The 17,760-nt window shown below is 61.5% G+C and carries 13 protein-coding genes and 1 tRNA gene; 1 reads left to right on the top strand and 13 read right to left on the bottom strand.

The genetic code is table 11. The annotated features are described in order from the left end of the window. Positions 1 to 96: 96 nt before the first annotated feature. Genes fusA through rpsL form a run of 3 tightly spaced genes read right to left on the bottom strand, consistent with a single transcriptional unit; the run spans position 97 to position 3,122 of the window. On the bottom strand, positions 97 to 2,187 hold the full coding sequence (gene fusA, locus EP165_RS19965) for an elongation factor G (RefSeq protein WP_127524618.1): 2,091 nt from the start codon (positions 2,185 to 2,187) through the stop codon (positions 97 to 99). Between the two features lie 32 nt (positions 2,188 to 2,219). Then, entirely contained in the window at positions 2,220 to 2,690 is a 471-nt protein-coding gene (gene rpsG, locus EP165_RS19960; RefSeq protein WP_127524617.1) for a 30S ribosomal protein S7, read from the bottom strand. A 60-nt stretch (positions 2,691 to 2,750) separates the two neighbouring features. After that, positions 2,751 to 3,122 (bottom strand): 30S ribosomal protein S12, encoded by a 372-nt coding sequence (gene rpsL / locus EP165_RS19955; RefSeq protein WP_099308739.1) that lies wholly within the window; start codon positions 3,120 to 3,122, stop codon positions 2,751 to 2,753. A 452-nt stretch (positions 3,123 to 3,574) separates the two neighbouring features. Here rpsL and EP165_RS19950 point away from each other — a divergent pair, with 452 nt between their 5' ends. Then, complete coding sequence (locus EP165_RS19950; RefSeq protein WP_127524616.1) at positions 3,575 to 3,856, top strand: transcriptional regulator; 282 nt, start codon at positions 3,575 to 3,577, stop codon at positions 3,854 to 3,856. A 74-nt stretch (positions 3,857 to 3,930) separates the two neighbouring features. On the opposite strand, the gene rpoC is transcribed toward EP165_RS19950, so the two are convergent. From rpoC to EP165_RS19900, 10 genes are all read right to left on the bottom strand, one after another. Next, a complete protein-coding gene (gene rpoC, locus EP165_RS19945) occupies positions 3,931 to 8,130 on the bottom strand; it encodes a DNA-directed RNA polymerase subunit beta' (protein ID WP_127524615.1) in 4,200 nt (1,399 codons plus the stop codon). A 141-nt stretch (positions 8,131 to 8,271) separates the two neighbouring features. Further along, positions 8,272 to 12,438 (bottom strand): DNA-directed RNA polymerase subunit beta, encoded by a 4,167-nt coding sequence (gene rpoB / locus EP165_RS19940; RefSeq protein ID WP_127524614.1) that lies wholly within the window; start codon positions 12,436 to 12,438, stop codon positions 8,272 to 8,274. 178 nt (positions 12,439 to 12,616) lie between these two features. Continuing rightward, positions 12,617 to 12,997: a 50S ribosomal protein L7/L12 gene (gene rplL, locus EP165_RS19935; protein WP_127524613.1), complete on the bottom strand. Its 381-nt coding sequence runs from the start codon at positions 12,995 to 12,997 to the stop codon at positions 12,617 to 12,619. A 54-nt stretch (positions 12,998 to 13,051) separates the two neighbouring features. After that, a complete protein-coding gene (gene rplJ, locus EP165_RS19930) occupies positions 13,052 to 13,570 on the bottom strand; it encodes a 50S ribosomal protein L10 (RefSeq protein ID WP_127524612.1) in 519 nt (172 codons plus the stop codon). A 353-nt stretch (positions 13,571 to 13,923) separates the two neighbouring features. After that, the gene (gene rplA / locus EP165_RS19925) at positions 13,924 to 14,622 is read right to left on the bottom strand and encodes a 50S ribosomal protein L1 (protein WP_127524611.1); all 699 of its coding nucleotides are present in this window, start codon (positions 14,620 to 14,622) and stop codon (positions 13,924 to 13,926) included. A 4-nt stretch (positions 14,623 to 14,626) separates the two neighbouring features. After that, positions 14,627 to 15,055, bottom strand: coding sequence for a 50S ribosomal protein L11 (gene rplK, locus EP165_RS19920; protein ID WP_127524610.1), 429 nt, complete (start codon positions 15,053 to 15,055; stop codon positions 14,627 to 14,629). A gap of 140 nt (positions 15,056 to 15,195) precedes the next feature. Then, entirely contained in the window at positions 15,196 to 15,735 is a 540-nt protein-coding gene (gene nusG / locus EP165_RS19915) for a transcription termination/antitermination protein NusG (RefSeq protein WP_127524609.1), read from the bottom strand. 28 nt (positions 15,736 to 15,763) lie between these two features. Next, on the bottom strand, positions 15,764 to 15,967 hold the full coding sequence (secE, locus tag EP165_RS19910; protein ID WP_127524608.1) for a preprotein translocase subunit SecE: 204 nt from the start codon (positions 15,965 to 15,967) through the stop codon (positions 15,764 to 15,766). 252 nt (positions 15,968 to 16,219) lie between these two features. After that, a tRNA-Trp gene (locus EP165_RS19905) sits at positions 16,220 to 16,295 on the bottom strand. Between the two features lie 82 nt (positions 16,296 to 16,377). Beyond that, the coding region (locus EP165_RS19900) for a sulfatase-like hydrolase/transferase (protein WP_206075960.1) at positions 16,378 to 17,760 on the bottom strand (1,383 nt) is incomplete at its 5' end.

Below are 17,760 nucleotides of genomic sequence, written 5' to 3'. Positions count from 1 at the left end.
GCTTATTACGCTCGAATTTACCCTTGGCCATGTGAGTTCTCCGTTTCTTTCAGCCCTTGCGGGCAAGCTTTTCCGTTACGCGCTGTCCCGCGCGGGTTACGCGTATTTCTTCTGGATTTCCTGGGCGACCGCCGTCGGCACCGGATCGTAATGATCGAACTGCATCGTGTAAGCGGCTCGGCCCTGCGACATCGAACGCAGATTGTCGACATATTTGAACATGTTGGCGAGCGGCACCATGGCGTTCACCACGGTAGCGATGCCACGGGCCTCGGTGCCCTGGATCTGGCCGCGCCGTGAATTCAGGTCGCCGATGACGTCGCCGACATAATCCTCAGGCGTCACCACCTCGACCTTCATGATCGGCTCCAGCAGCTGAGCACCGGCCTTCTGCGCACCCTCGCGGAACGCCGCACGGGCGGCGATTTCGAAGGCCAGAACCGAAGAGTCGACGTCGTGGTAGGCACCGTCGATCAGCGTGGCTTTCACGCCGAGCATCGGGAAGCCGGCCAGCGGACCGGACGAAAGCACGCTTTCGATACCCTTCTGCACGCCCGGTATGTATTCCTTCGGAACGGAACCGCCGACGATCTTGGATTCGAATTCGAAATCCTCGCTCTCGGTGTTCGGCTCGAAGATGATCTTGACGCGGGCGAACTGGCCCGAACCGCCGGACTGCTTCTTGTGGGTGTAGTCGATCTCGGCCTGCTTGGTGATCGTCTCGCGATATGCCACCTGCGGCGCACCGACATTTGCCTCGACCTTGAACTCGCGCTTCATGCGGTCGACGATGATGTCGAGGTGAAGCTCACCCATGCCGGCGATGATCGTCTGGCCGCTTTCCTCGTCAGATTTGACGCGGAAGGACGGATCTTCGGCTGCCAGGCGGTTGAGGGCCAGGCCCATCTTTTCCTGGTCGCCCTTGGTCTTCGGCTCGATCGCGATCTGGATAACCGGCTCGGGGAACTCCATGCGCTCGAGAATGACCGGCTTCAGCGGATCGCAGAGCGTGTCGCCCGTGGTGGTCTCCTTGAGGCCGGCCAGCGCGACGATGTCGCCGGCATAAGCCGACTCGACGTCTTCACGGCTATTGGAGTGCATCTGCAGCATGCGGCCGATACGCTCACGCTTGTCCTTCACGGTGTTCATCAGCGACGAACCCTTCTGAAGCACACCCGAATAGATGCGGCAGAACGTGAGCGAACCAACAAACGGATCGTTCATGATCTTGAAGGCCAGCATGGAAAGCGGCTCTTCGTCGGAAGACTTGCGGCTGACCTCGGCTTCGGTCTTCGGATCAATGCCCTTGATGGCCGGCACTTCGAGCGGCGAAGGCAGGAAGTCCACAACGGCGTCGAGCAGCGGCTGAACGCCCTTGTTCTTGAACGCCGAGCCGCAGAGCATCGGGAAGAACTTTACCTGAACGGTGCCCATGCGGATAAGACGGCGCAGCTCGTCATTCGACGGCATCTCACCCTCGAGATACTTCTCGAGCGCAGCCTCGTCCATTTCGACAGCGGCCTCGATCAGCTTCTCGCGGTACTCTTCGGCCTGCGCCTGGAGGTCGGCCGGGATCTCGGTGATGTCCCAGGCGGCACCAAGCGTCTCTTCCTTCCAGACGATCGCCCGCATCTCGATGAGATCGACAACGCCCTTGAAATCGCTCTCAGCGCCGATCGGAATCTGAAGTACCACCGCCTGCGCACCAAGACGGGTCTTCACCATCTCGACCGAACGGAAGAAATCGGCGCCGATCTTGTCCATCTTGTTGCAGAAGATCATGCGCGGCACTTTGTACTTGTCCGCCTGGCGCCACACGGTCTCGGTCTGCGGCTCGACACCTGCGTTGGCGTCGAGCAGAGCGATAGCGCCATCGAGCACGCGCAGCGAACGCTCGACCTCAATGGTGAAGTCGACGTGGCCGGGGGTGTCGATGATGTTGAAGCGGCGCTTCTTGCCGTCGCGGCCTTCCCAGAAGGTCGTGGTCGCAGCCGACGTGATCGTGATGCCGCGCTCCTGCTCCTGCTCCATCCAGTCCATGGTCGCAGCGCCGTCGTGCACTTCGCCGATCTTGTGCGACTTGCCGGTGTAGAACAGGACGCGCTCGGTGGTCGTCGTCTTGCCGGCGTCGATATGCGCCATGATGCCGAAGTTACGGTAGTCTTCGAGTTTGTAATCGCGGGCCATCGTCGTGTCCTCGTTCGGTTCCTTCGCCGCTGCTACCAGCGGTAGTGCGCGAAGGCGCGGTTGGCTTCGGCCATCTTGTGCGTGTCTTCACGCTTCTTGACGGCGCTGCCCCGATTGTTGGCTGCATCCATGAGTTCGCCGGAAAGGCGATCGACCATAGTCGTTTCGTTGCGCGAGCGCGCGGCGTTGATCAGCCAGCGGATCGCCAGAGCCTGACGGCGCTCGGGGCGCACATCGACCGGCACCTGGTAGGTCGCACCGCCAACGCGGCGGGAACGGACCTCAAGATGCGGAGCAACGTTTTCGAGTGCCTGATGGAACAGCGCGACCGGCTCCTGCCGGGTCTTTTCCTCGACCTGGTCGAGGGCGCCATACACGATGCGCTCGGCGACGGACTTCTTGCCGTCATACATGATCGCATTCATGAACTTGGTCACAACCAGATCGCCGAACTTCGGGTCCGGGTTGATCTCGCGCTTTTCAGCTCTGTGGCGTCGGGACATATCTTTCGTCTCTTCCTAATGGGCCCGGCGCAACAAAAAAGGCGCCGAAGCCGGAAATCCCTACTTCGGACGCTTTGCACCGTATTTGGAACGGCGCTGCTTGCGGTCTTTCACACCCTGCGTGTCGAGCACGCCGCGGATGATATGATAACGGACGCCGGGAAGGTCCTTCACACGGCCGCCGCGGATCATGACCACGGAGTGCTCCTGAAGGTTGTGGCCCTCACCCGGAATGTAGCCGATCACCTCAAAGCCATTGGTCAGGCGAATCTTCGCCACCTTGCGCAGAGCGGAGTTCGGTTTCTTCGGCGTCGTGGTGTAGACGCGCGTGCACACGCCCCGCTTCTGCGGGTTGGCCTGCATGGCCGGAACCTTGTTGCGCTTCACCGGCGCAATGCGCGGCTTGCGGATCAGCTGGTTTACGGTAGGCATTCGCCGTCCTCTTGGTCCAAAATCTCGTGTCTGAGCCCAACATGGCTCGCTCGGGCGCCAGTTCCATACGCGAATTCGGGCAACGCACCGCTCATCTGCGGTCCCGCCCGAACAAAAAGCAGAGGAAGCGGAAGCCGCTTCATGCGTGCCGGAACTGTCTTTCGCTCGTAGAACGAACCCTGTTTGAGGCAAACTCCAGAGCGCGACGCCCCGAAAAGCAAGTCCTCACATCGGTTCAGACGTGGCGGCTTCTACTCGCAGACCCCTTAACCGTCAACCCCGCGCGGCCATTTATCTTGCCGAAACCACGCTTTGCGCCTGGCGAGTAATATTGTTGCGCAATTCGGCACATCAAGACCGAAAATAACCGGCCCATGCCGTGCCAATGCCGTGCCGGCATGCGATGATGGCCTTTGCTCGCAACAAACCGACTCGATTCAGGGAAATTCGCCATGAACGACAACGACGATCCCGCGGTCACCATCGTAACCGGCCGCGTCTGGCGCGAAAAAGGCGGTGAGTCGGAAGGCGTACACGTCATGCTGGTTGCACCCGACGACGATACGGCCGTGCGAACGGTGTTGGAGGCCCTTGCAAGCGAGGGTTACGCAGAAGCCGAGCTCGATCAGATCGGCGACATGGAAGGCGTTCCCGACGAGGAACCGCATCTGTCGGCCTATCAGAGCGCAACCCGCGGCGAGGTGGCGGTGATCACATTCGACGAGCCGATCTAACGCCTCGCAGATTCGCCATGAAAAAGGCCGCCGAATCGCTCCGGCGGCCTTTCGTTTAGGTCTTGCTGCAGCCTCTATTCGGCCGGAGCTTCCGACATGTCGGCGATCGCGGCCGTATCCATGTCGGCGGCAGCACTCTTGCGGCGTTCGTCGAGAATGAGATCGTCGCGCGAGGTGGCGATCCGCCGGATCTGGCTCATGATGCCGCCCGTGCCCGCCGGGATCAGCCGGCCGACGATGACGTTCTCCTTGAGGCCCTGCAGAGTGTCGACCTTGCCGGCAACCGCCGCTTCGGTGAGCACACGCGTGGTCTCCTGGAACGACGCCGCCGAGATGAAGGACGGTGTCTGCAGCGAAGCCTTGGTGATGCCGAGCAGCACCGGCTGACCTTCCGCCGGCTTCTTGCCGTCGTCGGCAAGCCGCTCGTTGACCTCGTCGAACTCGATCACGTCGACATGGTCGCCCGGAATGTAATCCGAATCGCCCTGCACCGTGATCTCGATCTTCTGCAGCATCTGCCGCACGATCACCTCGATATGCTTGTCGTTGATCGACACGCCCTGCAACCGGTAGACCTCCTGGATTTCGTTCACGAGGTAGGAAGCCAGAGCCTCCACGCCCTTGATCGCCAGAATGTCGTGCGGCGCAGGATTGCCGTCGAGGATGTAGTCGCCCTTCTCGATGGTGTCGCCGTCCTGAAGATGGAACGGCTTGCCCTTCGGGATGAGATACTCGGCGGGTTCAAGCTGCTCGTCATGCGGCTCGATCGCGATGCGGCGCTTGTTCTTGTAATCGCGCCCGAAGCGGATCGTGCCATCGATCTCGGCGATGATGGCGTGATCCTTCGGACGGCGCGCCTCGAACAGCTCGGCAACGCGCGGCAGACCGCCGGTGATGTCCTTGGTCTTGGCGCTTTCCATGGGAATACGCGCAATCACGTCGCCGGGCTTCACCGTCGCGCCCGGCTCGACCGAAAGCACGGCCTCGACCGAGAGCATGAAGCGGGCATCGCCGCCCTTGCTGAGCTTTGCAACCTTGCCCTTGGCATCGTGAACCGCGATCGCCGGCTTGAGATCCGAACCGCGCGGCGTCGACCGCCAGTCGACAACCTCGCGCTTGGTGATACCGGTGGATTCGTCGGTCGTCTCCTGCACCGAGATGCCGTCGACGAGGTCTTCGAACTCCACCTTGCCTTCCACCTCGGTGAGGATCGGACGGGTATAGGGGTCCCACTCGGCGATGCGCTGCCCGCGCTTCACCTTGTCGCCGTCATCCACATGGATGCGCGAACCGTAGGTGACGCGGTGAACCGCACGTTCCTTGCCGCCTTCATCGAGAATGATGATCGCCATGTTGCGGCCCATCACGATGAGATGGCCTTCGGAGTTGCGCACCACATTGCGGTTGCGGATCTGCACCTTGCCTTCATACGAGGCTTCCAGGAACGACTTGTCGGCAACCTGCGCCGCACCGCCCATGTGGAAGGTACGCATGGTGAGCTGGGTGCCCGGCTCGCCGATGGACTGAGCGGCGATAACGCCGACAGCCTCGCCGATATTCACCGGAGTACCGCGTGCCAGATCGCGTCCGTAGCACACCGCGCAGACGCCGGTCTTGACGTCGCAGGTGAGTGCGGAGCGGATGCGAACCGCCTGAACGCCAGCCTTCTCCACCGCCTCGACATCGCGTTCGTCGATCAGCGTGCCGCCCTTGACGATCACGTCGCCCGAAACCGGGTGCGTGATATCCTCAAGCGAGGTACGGCCCAGGATGCGGGCGCCGAGCGAAGCCACCACCTGACCTGCGTCCACGATCGGGGTCATGGTCAGACCCTTCTCGGTTCCGCAATCGGGAACGGTGACGATGCAATCCTGCGCAACGTCGACCAGACGGCGCGTCAGGTAGCCCGAGTTGGCGGTCTTCAAGGCGGTGTCGGCCAGACCCTTGCGGGCGCCGTGGGTGGAGTTGAAGTACTCCATCACGGTCAGGCCTTCCTTGAAGTTCGAGATGATCGGCGTCTCGATGATCGAACCGTCCGGACGCGCCATCAGGCCGCGCATGCCGGCAAGCTGACGCATCTGGGTCGGCGAACCGCGCGCACCGGAATGCGACATCATGTAGATCGAGTTCATCGGCTTCTGACGCCCGTCATCCGCGAACTCGACCGCCTTGATGCGGGCCATCATCTCTTCGGCGACCTTTTCCGAGCACTTGGCCCAGGCGTCGACCACCTTGTTGTACTTTTCGCCCTGGGTGATCAGGCCGTCATTGTACTGCTGCTCATATTCCTTCGCGAGCGCGTCGGTATCGGCAACGAGCTTGGCCTTGCTGTCCGGGATCAGCATGTCGTCCTTGCCGAACGAAATGCCGGCGCGGCAGGCATGGTTGAAGCCCAGAGCCATGATCCGGTCGCAGAAAATGACCGTCTCTTTCTGGCCGCAGTGGCGGTAGACCGTGTCGATCATCTTGGAGATGTTCTTCTTGGTCATCTCCTGGTTGGCCGCCTCGAACGGCACATTGACGTTCTTGGGCAGCAATTCGCCGATGATCATGCGGCCAGGCGTCGTTTCGTAGATCTTCGAAACCAGGTTGCCCTCGGCATCGACGGTCTTGAACCGGCCTTTGATCTTGGTGTGCAGCGTCACCACGCCGTTTTCCAGCGCGTGATGCAGCTCGCCCATATCGGCGAAGGCCATGCCCTCGCCCGGCTCGTTCTCGTTGACGATCGAGAGATAATAGAGGCCCAGCACCATGTCCTGCGACGGCACGATGATCGGCGCGCCTGAAGCCGGATGCAGGATGTTGTTGGTCGACATCATCAGCACGCGCGCTTCCAGCTGAGCCTCGAGCGACAGCGGAACGTGCACGGCCATCTGGTCGCCGTCGAAGTCGGCATTGAAGGCGGTGCAGACCAGCGGGTGAAGCTGGATCGCCTTGCCTTCGATCAGAACCGGCTCGAACGCCTGGATGCCGAGTCGGTGAAGTGTCGGCGCACGGTTCAGAAGCACCGGATGCTCGCGAATAACCTCGTCGAGGATATCCCACACTTCCGGCTTTTCCTTCTCGACCAGCTTCTTCGCCTGCTTGACGGTGGACGAATAACCCTTGGCGTCGAGGCGGGCGTAGATGAACGGCTTGAACAGTTCGAGCGCCATCTTCTTCGGCAGGCCGCACTGGTGCAGCTTGAGCTCCGGACCGGTCACGATGACCGAACGGCCGGAATAGTCGACGCGCTTGCCGAGCAGGTTCTGGCGGAACCGGCCCTGCTTGCCCTTCAGCATGTCGGAGAGCGACTTCAGCGGACGCTTGTTGGCACCGGTGATGGTGCGGCCGCGGCGGCCATTGTCGAACAGAGCATCGACCGCCTCCTGAAGCATGCGCTTCTCGTTGCGGATGATGATGCCCGGCGCGCGCAGCTCGATCAGCCGCTTCAGACGGTTGTTACGGTTGATGACGCGGCGGTACAGATCGTTCAGATCCGACGTCGCGAAACGGCCGCCATCCAGCGGAACCAGCGGACGCAGGTCCGGCGGAATGACCGGGATGATCTTCATGATCATCCATTCCGGACGGTTGCCGGATTCCAGGAAATTCTCGACCACCTTGAGGCGCTTCAAGAGCTTCTTCTGCTTCAGCTCGGACGTCGTCGAGGCAAGCTCGGTGCGCAGCTCGCCCGCGATCCTGTCGAGGTCCATCACGGCCAAAAGGTCGTGGATGGCCTCGGCGCCGATCATGGCGGTGAAGCTGTCCTCGCCGAACTCGTCGACGGCCATCATGTACTCCTCTTCGGAGAGGAGCTGATTTTCCTTCAGCGAAGTGAGGCCCGGCTCGGTGACGATGTAGTTCTCGAAATAGAGAACCCGCTCGATATCCTTGAGCGTCATGTCGAGCAGCGTGCCGATGCGGCTCGGCAGCGACTTCAGGAACCAGATATGCGCAACGGGCGCTGCGAGTTCGATGTGGCCCATGCGCTCGCGGCGCACGCGGCTCAGCGTGACTTCCACGCCGCACTTCTCGCAGATCACGCCCTTGTACTTCATGCGCTTGTACTTGCCGCACAGGCACTCATAGTCCTTGATCGGACCGAAGATGCGCGCACAGAAAAGACCGTCACGCTCGGGCTTGAACGTACGGTAGTTGATCGTTTCGGGCTTCTTGATCTCGCCGAAAGACCAGGAGCTGATCTTGTCCGGAGATGCGATGGAAATCCGGATCGAATCGAATGTCTGAACCGGCGTCTGCGGGTTGAAAAGGTTCATGACCTCTTGGTTCATGCCGATCTCCTGTTCGGGGCCCATTGGCACCCGTTATTGAATCCGTATTGCCGAACTTGGCGGCCTGCGTAACGGGCGGGCTTCAACGCGCCCTCACCCGGCAAAGTGCGGCGCGCCCGATGAGCGCGCCGCTCCACATTGCTACTCTGCGGCGTCCGGCAACTGCGCCGGCATCTCGTCGACCCGCGTGTTGTCGAGTTCGACATTGAGGCCGAGCGAACGCATTTCCTTGACGAGAACGTTGAAGCTCTCCGGAATGCCCGCCTCGAATGTGTCGTCTCCGCGCACGATCGCTTCGTAGACCTTGGTACGGCCGGCCACGTCGTCCGACTTCACGGTCAGCATTTCCTGCAGCGTGTAGGCGGCACCGTAGGCTTCGAGTGCCCAGACCTCCATCTCGCCGAAGCGCTGTCCGCCGAACTGCGCCTTGCCACCCAGCGGCTGCTGGGTAACCAGTGAGTACGGGCCGATCGAACGGGCGTGGATCTTGTCGTCCACCAGATGGTGCAACTTCAGCATATAGATGTAGCCGACGGTCACCTGACGGTCGAACGCCTCGCCGGTGCGGCCGTCATAGAGCGTTACCTGTCCGCTCGACGCCACGCCGGCCTGTTCCAGCATCTCGTTGATGTCTGACTCATGCGCACCGTCGAAGACCGGCGTTGCGATCGAAACGCCGCGCTTGAACTGGTCGGCAAGCCGAACGACGGAATCGTCGTCGTAGTTGCGAACCGGCTCGTTGCGGTCGTTCTCCGGAATGACCGCCTCAATGGTCTTGCGCAGCGGCTTGATGTCGCCCTTCTCGTGATACTGCTCGAGTAGGTCGCCGATCTGCTTGCCCATGCCGGCACAGGCCCAACCCAGATGGGTTTCCAGAATCTGGCCGACATTCATGCGCGAAGGCACGCCGAGCGGGTTGAGCACGATATCGACATGCGTGCCGTCTTCGAGGAAAGGCATATCCTCGACAGGCACGATGCGCGACACGACACCCTTGTTGCCGTGACGGCCGGCCATCTTGTCGCCGGGCTGCATCTTGCGCTTCACCGCAACGAAGACCTTGACCATCTTCATCACGCCGGGCGGCATCTCGTCGCCGCGCTGAACCTTCTCGACCTTGTCCATGAAGCGCTGCTCGAGCGCCTTCTTGGATTCGTCGTACTGGCCGCGCAGAGCTTCGATCTCGGCCTGAAGCTTCTCGTTGTCGACAGCAAACAGCCACCACTGCGACCGCGGATAGTCCTCGATCACTTCCTGGCTGAGCTTGGTGCCCTTCTTGAAGCCCTTGGGGCCGGCAACCGCCTGCTTGCCTGCCAGCATCTCGGCCAGACGTGTATAGACGTTGCGGTCCAGAATGGCCTGCTCGTCGTCACGGTCCTTGGCAAGGCGCTCGATCTCCTCGCGCTCGATCGCCATGGCGCGTTCGTCTTTCTCGACGCCGTGACGGTTGAACACACGTACCTCAACGACCGTGCCGAAGGTGCCTGGCGGCATGCGCATGGAGGTGTCGCGAACGTCGGACGCCTTCTCGCCGAAGATGGCGCGCAGAAGCTTCTCTTCCGGCGTCATCGGGCTTTCGCCCTTCGGCGTGATCTTGCCAACCAGAATGTCGCCCGGCTGAACTTCCGCCCCGATATAGGTGATGCCGGCTTCGTCGAGGTTCTTCAGCGCTTCTTCCGAAACGTTCGGAATGTCGCGCGTGATCTCTTCCGGCCCGAGCTTGGTGTCGCGGGCCATGACCTCGAACTCCTCGATATGGATCGAGGTGAAGACGTCATCGCGCACGATACGCTCGGACAGGAGGATGGAGTCCTCATAGTTGTAGCCGTTCCACGGCATGAACGCGACGAGCACGTTGCGGCCGAGCGCCAGATCGCCGAGGTCGGTCGAAGGACCGTCGGCGATGATGTCGCCCTTGTTGACCACGTCACCCACGCTGACCAGCGGGCGCTGGTTGATGCAGGTGTTCTGGTTCGAACGCTGGAACTTCATCAGGCGATAGATGTCGACGCCCGACTTGCCGGATTCGAGGTCCTCCGTGGCGCGCACGACGATACGCGTTGCGTCGACCTGGTCCACGATACCACCGCGGCGTGCGCCGATGGCAGCGCCCGAATCCCGCGCCACGACCGATTCCATGCCGGTGCCGACATACGGCGCCTCAGCGCGTACCAGAGGCACGGCCTGACGCTGCATGTTGGAGCCCATCAGAGCGCGGTTGGCGTCATCGTTCTCAAGGAACGGAATGAGCGCCGCCGCGACCGAAACGAGCTGCTTCGGCGAAACGTCCATCAGGTCGACGTTCTCGCGCGGCGCCATGATCACTTCGCCGGCATGGCGGGCAACCACGAACTCGTCGGCGAACTTGCCCGACTTGTCGAGCACGGCATTGGCCTGCGCGACATAGTGCTTGGCCTCTTCCATCGCCGAAAGATAGACCACGTCCTGCGTGACCTTGCCGTCCACGATCTTGCGGTAGGGCGTTTCGATAAAGCCGTATTTGTTGACGCGAGCAAACGTCGCCAAGCTATTGATAAGACCGATGTTCGGGCCTTCCGGCGTCTCAATCGGGCAGATACGGCCATAGTGCGTAACGTGAACGTCGCGTACTTCGAAGCCGGCGCGCTCGCGGGTCAGGCCGCCCGGTCCAAGAGCCGAAAGGCGGCGCTTGTGGGTGATTTCCGAAAGCGGGTTGGTCTGGTCCATGAACTGCGACAGCTGCGAGGAACCGAAGAACTCGCGAACGGCGGCAGCCGCCGGCTTCGCGTTGATCAGGTCCTGCGGCATGACGGTGTCGATTTCGATCGAGGACATGCGCTCCTTGATCGCGCGTTCCATGCGCAGCAGGCCCAGACGATACTGGTTTTCCATCAACTCGCCGACCGAACGCACCCGGCGGTTGCCGAGATTGTCGATGTCGTCGATTTCGCCGCGTCCGTCGCGCAGTTCGACCAGCGTCTTGACCACTGCGAGGATGTCTTCCTTGCGCAGCACGCGCACGGTGTCTTCCGCGTCGAGTTCCAGGCGCATGTTCATCTTCACCCGGCCGACGGCCGAGAGGTCATAACGCTCAGGATCGAAGAACAGCGAGTTGAACATCGCTTCCGCGGTTTCCAGCGTCGGCGGCTCGCCGGGACGCATCACGCGGTAGATGTCGAACAGCGCTTCCTGACGAGTCTCGTTCTTGTCGACCGCCAGCGTGTTGCGGATGTAGCTGCCGATATTGACGTGATCGATGTCGAGAATCTGAAGCTCGTCGATGCCGGTCGCGAGAAGATCGGCGAGATTGCCCTTCGTCTGTCCGGTCTTAGCATCGACCGTCATGTCGAGCTCGTCGCCGGCCTCGAGATAGATCTCGCCCGTTTCCGGGTTGACGATGTCCTCGGCGATGTAGGAGCCGATGAGATCCTCGTCGGTTGCCTTGATCGCCTTGAGGCCCTTCTCGGCAAGCTGCTTGGCCTGACGCACCGTGATCTTCTTGCCGGCCTCGACGACAACCTTGCCGGTGTCGGCGTCAACGAGATCGTTGACCGCCTTCATGCCGCGGAACCGGTCGGCCGAGAACGGAATGCGCCAGTGATCCTTCACCCGCTTGTAGGTGATCTGGTTGTAGAAAGTGGAGAGGATTTCCTCACCGTCCATGCCCAGGGCCATAAGCAGCGAGGTCGCCGGAATCTTGCGGCGGCGGTCGATGCGCGCGTGCACGATATCCTTTGAATCGAACTCGATATCGAGCCAGGAACCGCGATACGGGATCACGCGGGCAGCGAACAGAAGCTTGCCCGAGGAATGGGTCTTGCCCTTGTCGTGATCGAAGAACACGCCCGGCGAACGGTGCATCTGGGAGACGATGACGCGCTCTGTGCCGTTGACGATGAAGGTGCCGTTGGACGTCATCAGCGGCATGTCGCCCATATAGACGTCCTGCTCCTTGATGTCCTTGACCGACTTCGCGCCGGTGTCCTCGTCGATATCGAACACGATGAGGCGCAGCGTAACCTTCAGCGGCGCGGCGAAGGTGAGATCGCGCTGGCGGCACTCGTCGACGTCGAACTTCGGCGGCTCGAACTCGTATTTGACGAATTCAAGCATCGACGAACCGGAAAAGTCCTCGATCGGGAACACAGACTTGAAAACCGCCTGCAGTCCTTCGTTCGCGCGGCCGCCCTCGGGCTCCTCGACCATCAGGAACTGGTCATAGGAGGCTTTCTGCACCTCGATGAGGTTGGGCATCTCCGCAACTTCGGGAATCTTGCCGAAGAATTTGCGGATGCGCCTGCGACCGTTGAACGTATGGGTTTGAGCCATCGTCGCTCCTTGCCTTCCTGGCTTCGTGCCTATCCTTGCGCCGGCCGGGCCGGCGGGGTCATCCAAAACGGGCGAAAACCCGTTTCCTGAAAGCCGGTCCGGCCCTCAGGAAAAGGGTTCTGTACGCGTACTGACACCGGCACCGGCGGGCACTTAAGCCCGCCGGAACCGTGCTGAATTACTTCAGCTCGACCTTGGCGCCGGCTGCTTCCAGCTGGGCCTTGAACTTCTCGGCGTCGTCTTTCGAAACGCCGTCCTTGACCGACTTCGGAGCGGCCTCGACCAGGTCCTTGGCTTCCTTGAGGCCAAGACCGGTGATTGCGCGCACTTCCTTGATGACGTTGATCTTCTGGGCGCCGGCATCGGCGAGAACGACGTCAAACTCGGTCTTCTCTTCAGCAGCTTCACCACCGCCGGCGGCAGCACCGCCAGCAGCGGCAACAGCGACCGGAGCAGCGGCGGAAACGCCCCACTTCTCTTCAAGCATCTTGGAAAGCTCAGCCGCCTCCAGGACGGTCAGGCTCGAAAGGTCATCTACGATTTTGGCAAGATCAGCCATGTCTTCAGTCCTTTATTTGGTTCGAACGTGTGTCTGGAACAGCGAGGAACGGCCTCATGCCGCCTCGCTCTTTTGGGAATAAGCTCCGACAACGCGTGCCACCTGAGCGGCGGGCGCGCTGACGACCTGAGCGATCCGGGTTGCCGGCGTGTTGAGCATGCCGACGATCTTGGCGCGCAGTTCGTCGAGCGACGGCAGGCTTGCGAGAGCCTTCACACCGTTCGCATCGAGCGCGGTCGTTCCCATTGCGCCGCCGAGAATGACGAGATTGTCATTCGCCTTGGCGAAATCGGACGCAACCTTGGGCGCCACGACCGGATCCTCGGAATAGCAAATCAGCGTCTGTCCCTTGAACAGCGCCTGCATGTTTTCCGAGTCCGTTCCCTGAAGAGCGATCTTGGCGAGACGGTTCTTCGCGACTTTGACGGTGCCGCCCGCGGAGCGCATCTTGGAACGAAAATCGTTCATCTGCGCCACGGTCAGTCCGGCATAGTGGGCCACGACGACTGATCCGGTGCTTTGAAACACCGAGTTCAGGCCCGTGACGAATTCGCGTTTTTCCGCTCTGTCCACTGCCTATCTCCAGTTGGCTGCCATGCCATTTGGCAAGGCGGCCGGTTGCCTTATGCCGGCCGGGTATCCCTTGTAGGATCACCCGATCGACGCTCGAGGATCCTGCCCCCTTCGCCGCACCGGCCAGGCCGATGGCAGACTAAGGCAACACGGTTCGAACCTTTCATCGGAACCAGGCATTGGCGCCGGGAACCTTTGTCCGGATCGTCCCCGTCTCATGCAGGCCCCATGAAGGAATTAAGGCGGGGCCGCCTGCAATCTCGGACAGGATGTCCGGAAGTTTCCTTCCGGTTTCCGGCCCCATACTCACGGGACCGGAATTCTTGCCGGGAGCCCGCGGCTCCCGAATTCTGTTAGGCCGACGCCAGCGTTGCCGGGTCGATCTTGAGGCCGGGGCCCATGGTCGACGAAATAGCAACCTTCTTGACGAAGTTGCCCTTCGCGCCGGTCGGCTTGGCCTTGATCACCGCATCTGCGAACGCCTTGACGTTCTCGACCAGCGCGCTCTCGTCGAACGACACCTTGCCGACGCCCGCATGCACGATGCCGGCCTTTTCGACGCGGAATTCGACAGCGCCGCCCTTGGAGGCGTTCACCGCGGCCGTCACGTCGGCAGTTACCGTGCCCACCTTCGGGTTCGGCATCATGCCGCGCGGCCCGAGCACTTTGCCGAGGCGTCCGACCAGCGGCATCATGTCCGGCGTTGCAATGCAGCGGTCGAAGTTGATTTCGCCCTTCTGCACGATTTCCACCAGATCTTCGGCGCCCACGATGTCGGCGCCTGCCGCCTTGGCTTCATCCGCCTTGTCGCCCTTGGCGAACACGGCAACCCGGACCGAGCGGCCGGTGCCGTTCGGCAGGCTGACAACGCCGCGCACCATCTGGTCCGCATGGCGCGGATCGACGCCCAGGTTCATCGCAATCTCGACAGTCTCGTCGAACTTCGCGGTAGCCCGGCTTTTGATCAGCTTAACGGCCTCAGCGACCTCATAAAGCTGGTCGCGGTCAATGCCCTCGCGGGACTTGGCGATACGTTTTGCAAGCTTGCCCATCGTCTCAGCCCACCACTTCCAGGCCCATCGAACGGGCGGAGCCTTCGACCATGCGCATTGCTGCGTCCACGTCGTTGGCGTTGAGGTCTTTCAGCTTGGCTTCGGCGATCTCGCGCACCTTGTCGCGTGAAATCTGTCCTGCCGTTACCTTGCCGGGCTCCTTGGAGCCGGATTTGAGCTTGGCCGCCTTCTTCAGGAAGTAGCTCACCGGCGGCGTCTTCATGGTGAAGGTGAAGGACTTGTCCTGGTAGTAGGTGATCACCACCGGGATCGGGGAACCCTTTTCACCATCCTGCGTAGCGGCATTGAACGCCTTGCAGAACTCCATGATGTTGATACCGCGCTGGCCGAGCGCAGGACCGATCGGGGGCGACGGCGTCGCCGATCCCGCCGGGACCTGAAGCTTGAGCTGGCCGGCAATTTTCTTAGCCATGTCTCATCTGCCTTTTCTGATGCCGGCCCCGCATCCACGGATGCCGGCGGTTGCAGGGTGGTGGTACGGGCTTCGACAGACGGCTAGACTGCCTGCCCTCCCACCGGTTTGGCCGCGCGCCAGGCGCCCGACCGCTTCAATCAGGCCTTTTCGACCTGACCAAACTCGAGATCGACAGGCACAGCGCGCCCGAAGATCGAAACTTCCACCTTGAGCCGCGAACGCTCCTCTTCGACTTCCTGCACGAAGCCGGAGAAGGACGCGAAAGGCCCGTCGGAAACACGCACCTGCTCGCCGATCTCGAAGGTGACCGACGGCTTCGGACGCTCAACACCCTCCTGCACCTGATGCAGGATGCGGTCGGCCTCGGCATTGGTGATCGGCACCGGTTTGGCGGTGGCGCGATCCTCGCCGAGGAAGCCGGTTACGCGCGGCGTATTCTTGACCAGGCTGATGACCGCATCGGTCAGGTTGGCTTTCAAAAGCACATAGCCCGGAAAAAACTTGCGCTCGGCGTCAACCTTCTTGCCGCGGCGAACTTCCACGACCTTCTCGGTCGGGACCACGATCTCCTCGATGAACTGGCTGAGACCCTTCTGTTCGGCCTTCTTTCCAATTTCCTCGGCGACCTTCTTTTCGAAGTTCGAATAGGCGTGGACGATGTACCACCGCGCAGTCATCTTGTTGTTCTTCTCCGTACTGCTTCGTCTACCGGCCGATACCGAGAATCAGCTCAACGCCGAAACCCATGATCTGATCGGCGAGCAGGAAAAACACCGCCGCAACCACCGCGAATGCCAGAACCATCGCCGTCGAAATCAGCGTTTCACGCCGCGAGGGCCAAGTTACCTTCGCCGTTTCCGAGCGCACCTGCTGCAGAAACGTGAAAGGATTGGTGATTTTGGACGCCATCTGCCGCTCTGTTGCCTCTGCCCGTAACGGGCTTGTCGGCGGCCCGCAAAGCCGGACCATTCCGTTGTTATCTTGTCATCACTGCCGAATCGGCGAAAACCATATTCCACGCAATTAGGGCGCGTAAAGCCGGTCTCCCAGCTCCACGCACCGCGTGTCTGTCTTCCCCTACATAATTCCGAAATCCGGGACATGCAAGTGCCCGATCCCGCAACATGTACCGACAATGTCAGCCGGCTCGCACCGGCGCTCTGGCAGGGGCAGAGGGGCTCGAACCCCCGACCTGCGGTTTTGGAGACCGCCGCTCTACCAACTGAGCTATACCCCTATCGCGGCGGTGTCTCTAGACGCATTAGCTGCGCCGCGCAAGATCATTCGAAGACCGAAAGCCGGACGTTCCGGCAGCCGCATTACTTCAACCGCAGCGCAGCCGCGCTGTCGGCGAGGTTGGCGAAGGCCGCCATTGCCGCCGTGCCCCCAACTTCACCGCCTGAAAGAAGATTCGTGCCCTCCCAGGGGTCAGTACCGAGGTCGAAAAACATGTCGCCCTTGTCGTCGTCATGAAGCAACTTGTAGCGGCCGTCGGTGATCGCCCAGCCATATTGCGTGCCGTGTCCGGGCGCCCTGTCCGAAAAATGCTCGACATAAGCAAATGAGCGTGTCGAACCGGCCTGCCCGCTCAGGAGCGGCGTGACGCTGATGCTGTCTTCGGGCCAAACCGGCGCGCGGTCACGTGTGATGCCGGCAAGCTGAGCAATCGTGGCGAAAAGGTCGGTCGAATTGACAAGCGCTGCTTCTCGTTCGCCTTTCCGCGTGACTCCGGCGCCCCACACGACAAGCGGCACCCTCACCCCTCCGGCATAAAGGCTGCCCTTGGCCCGGCCGCGCGAAAACGGCTCCTGAACCGCCTGGTTGGGCGAACCGTTGTCGCCGAGAAAAATAACGACAAGGTTCTCTTTCTGCTCCATCGGCAGCGCTTCGTAAAACCTGCCGAGTTCGGTATCGAGCGCCTCAAGCGCCGCGAGATACTGCCCGACATTGTCGTCCGCCGGCGCGGCGCTCTGCAGAAGCTCGCCCGGCGGATTGTGGAGGGGCGCGTGCGGGGCGACATGTGCGAGCCAAAGGAACCAGGGCGTGTCCTGTTGCACGGCCCAGTCGATCGCCATGTCGGTCAGCACTGAGGTGATGTAGCCGGCCCTGTCCCGCGTTTCGCCATCCTCGGTCAACAGCCAGTTGTAATAGTCCTCGATCGTCCCGCTGATCACGCCGGCATAATGTCCGACGCCGGCCAGCATCGGATGGTCGGTCCAGCCATTGTCCTCAGTTGCCAGGTGCCATTTGCCGATGACCGCGTGCGCATATGTCCGCGGGGCATTGGCATCGAGAAACTGAAATAGCGTGGTCTCGTCCAGCGAAAGCCCGTTCGGCGAGCGCGGACCGAGTGCAGCCCCCACCCCGGTGCGGAAGCCGTAGCGCCCGGTCAGGATCGTGGCACGCGTCGGCGAGCAGGACGGCGCTGCATAGGCGTTGTCGAAAACGAGGCCTTCCGCACACATGCGTTCCAGAAACCGCATCGTCGGCTTGCGCGCCCCGACATCGTAACAGGGGCTGGCATCGAGCCCCATATCGTCGGCGATGACGAGCAGGATATTGGGCGACGCGGACTGCGCGTTTGCAGCAGTTAGAGTGGCAAAGAGCGCCGCCAAGACAAAAAAGGCGCCCGAAGGCGCCTTTCTCAGAACATATGCAGCCAGATGGCGCATTATTCCGTGATGCTTGCGACGATGCCTGCA

The organism is Mesorhizobium sp. Z1-4, assembly GCF_004000235.1.
Classification (GTDB): Bacteria; Pseudomonadota; Alphaproteobacteria; order Rhizobiales; family Rhizobiaceae; genus RCIO01.
This window is presented reverse-complemented; position numbering and strand designations above follow the sequence as displayed.

Bases quoted from the DNA above. Each gene is read 5' to 3' on its own strand.
- fusA (WP_127524618.1), bottom strand. From the start codon at position 2,187: ATGGCCCGCGATTACAAACTCGAAGACTACCGTAACTTCGGCATCATG.
- rpsG (WP_127524617.1), bottom strand. From the start codon at position 2,690: ATGTCCCGACGCCACAGAGCTGAAAAGCGCGAGATCAACCCGGACCCG.
- rpsL (WP_099308739.1), bottom strand. From the start codon at position 3,122: ATGCCTACCGTAAACCAGCTGATCCGCAAGCCGCGCATTGCGCCGGTG.
- EP165_RS19950 (WP_127524616.1), top strand. From the start codon at position 3,575: ATGAACGACAACGACGATCCCGCGGTCACCATCGTAACCGGCCGCGTC.
- rpoC (WP_127524615.1), bottom strand. From the start codon at position 8,130: ATGAACCAAGAGGTCATGAACCTTTTCAACCCGCAGACGCCGGTTCAG.
- rpoB (WP_127524614.1), bottom strand. From the start codon at position 12,438: ATGGCTCAAACCCATACGTTCAACGGTCGCAGGCGCATCCGCAAATTC.
- rplL (WP_127524613.1), bottom strand. From the start codon at position 12,997: ATGGCTGATCTTGCCAAAATCGTAGATGACCTTTCGAGCCTGACCGTC.
- rplA (WP_127524611.1), bottom strand. From the start codon at position 14,622: ATGGGCAAGCTTGCAAAACGTATCGCCAAGTCCCGCGAGGGCATTGAC.
- rplK (WP_127524610.1), bottom strand. From the start codon at position 15,055: ATGGCTAAGAAAATTGCCGGCCAGCTCAAGCTTCAGGTCCCGGCGGGA.
- nusG (WP_127524609.1), bottom strand. From the start codon at position 15,735: ATGACTGCGCGGTGGTACATCGTCCACGCCTATTCGAACTTCGAAAAG.
- secE (WP_127524608.1), bottom strand. From the start codon at position 15,967: ATGGCGTCCAAAATCACCAATCCTTTCACGTTTCTGCAGCAGGTGCGC.